The 2,107-nt window shown below is 51.1% G+C and carries 2 protein-coding genes; both read right to left on the reverse strand.

Annotated elements, in window-relative coordinates; all coding sequences use genetic code 11:
• Positions 1-674 (reverse strand): 3-oxoacyl-ACP synthase III (locus ACRCZA_RS09140; RefSeq protein ID WP_438674136.1); only part of this gene is annotated, 674 nt, incomplete at its 3' end.
• A gap of 252 nt (positions 675-926) precedes the next feature.
• On the reverse strand, positions 927-2,107 hold a 1,181-nt coding region (locus tag ACRCZA_RS09145; RefSeq protein WP_438674137.1), incomplete at its 5' end, for a methyltransferase.

The raw sequence follows: 2,107 nt of genomic DNA on the forward strand, positions 1-2,107 counted from the left end.
AATCCCCATTGGCACAGTTGGTGATGTTGAGGAGCCGATAGGTGAGAGGCGCCGAGCAGTTGATGCTGGCGCTGATTGGCAAGGGGCAAACTGCCATCGGTTAAGATCACCGCTACCGCGCCAGAACCGCCGGTTAAGGTCGCAAGGGACTGGGCAAAATTTTGCATCGTCGGATCCGCCAGCATGTTCTCTATCGTGACATCGACGATGTCTCGCGCCGATTCACAGGACACCACCATCCCCGCTTTGATTTGCCCCAGTTCGATGCGATTGGCGATATCTAACATACCCGATAACACCCCTAGGCAAGCGTTACTGATATCATAAATCGCCGTATCCTTAGAGACCCCAAGCTCGGCTGCAATGCGGCAGGCTGTCGCTGGCTCATGTTGATCGCGGCACACGCCGGTGTACACCACCGCGCCCAGATCGGCGACATTTATTCCAGTTTCAACCATGGCCTTATGTGCCGCCTTAATGGCACCATCGGATAATTGATGCCCCTTCGGCCACCAACGGCGTTCAGTGATGCCCGTCAATGCCGCCAGCTGCCCCATCGGTATGCGGAACTTTTGATACAAAGGCGCAAGCCGAGATTCAAGCTCACTACTGGAAACCACCACAGGTGCCAGTTCATAAGCCAGGCTATTAATAAATACACGGGAATATTTCATGGAACTGTTTTATTCGCTCACAGGCATGGCTGGCCTAACGCCAGCGTTGGGTTGTTATTCGCTATTAGGCGGACATTTGAACAAGAAAAGCCAGATGATTCAATAAAAAACCATTCTCGTTTACGGGCTTATGGCTTAACCCTAAGGCGAATCACCGGCATGAGGGCGAAATCTGCCGCAGCATTAAATCGGCAGACGCTAAAATACTTCATAAAAAACATTAAGGTAGAAAATATTTTTAACAATTAAAGCTTAATCAACAGACTGAATTGCCAAAATGAGCGCATTTCTGGGGGTGACACTGTTTGCGCAAAATTCAACCACCTCAACGAGATATCCTTGCTCCTGTAAAAAACATACGCGATCTAAGATTAACCACTGCTCTAACACACGGCGAAATAAATGGGCGACTAAATCAATGCGCCGCGTGAGCCGCTGTCGTTGCAATCCTAACGCCAACCACGCATCCCAATCGAGCTGATGCGGCAAATCCACCGATTTTTGCGCGCCCGCCCATAGGCAAAAATCCTTAAAACTGCCACTCAGTTGACTCTGTTTTATCGAGGGGATCGGCAGATAGTGATCTCGGCCACGGCATTGCCTTTGCAAGGCATCAAAACCAAGGCGCCAAGCAATTTCTTGGTGGCGCAGCGCCTGTTGCTTGGGGCTGGCTATCACGCTTTGTTGCAGCGGTAACTGTAAATCGTGTCGGCTTAACGTTAACGCGCTGCTTTTACCAAGACTGGATAGGCTTTGATAATGCTCCGCTTGGATCAAATGATAACAACAGGGCGAAATTGCCAATGCCTGAGTCCCCACTTGTGCGGCCAAAGTCAGCAAACGCACATGAAGATCGCCACAGGCATGGAGTGCGACAGCTTGCTGCTGTGCTACTAACGGGCACGGTATCGCCATCGATGTTGCGGTTTGGGGGGACGGCTTAATCTGCGAAACGATACCCAGTTTATGCGTAGCAGGGTTTGAGCGACTGACTTGCATCTCAAAGGCATCAGCGCAAATAAACTGTTGGGATAATTGCCATTTATCAGCAAATGCCTGACCTTCTTGGCAAAGCGTGGCCTGCCACTCTAGGCTCACGACATCCACCTGTCGGGTCTTTGCCAATAGCCGACCTAAATGCCCTTTGCCAGCACACCACTCGAGTACCGGCAAATCAAGTTTGGGTAAATGACGCACAAATGCGCTGATCTGTTGCCATTTCCGGCCCTTGATATGGGCGCTAAAATGGGCTTCATCTCCCGCGGTTAGCCCTAGATCAGTAACAAGGTGTCGGCCATTATTCCGCGCAATGGGCTCAGCCAATAAACCTAACTCCCACTGCAGGCCGAGCGTCGTTAAATCTTGACGCAGTGCTGGGGCGAGTGCGTTGACCAACCGAGTCTGGTCGGCATCGAGAGTATCAATCTCGGCAT

The sequence above is a fragment of the Shewanella sp. genome, from assembly GCF_051658185.1.
Taxonomy (GTDB): Bacteria; Pseudomonadota; Gammaproteobacteria; order Enterobacterales; family Shewanellaceae; genus Shewanella.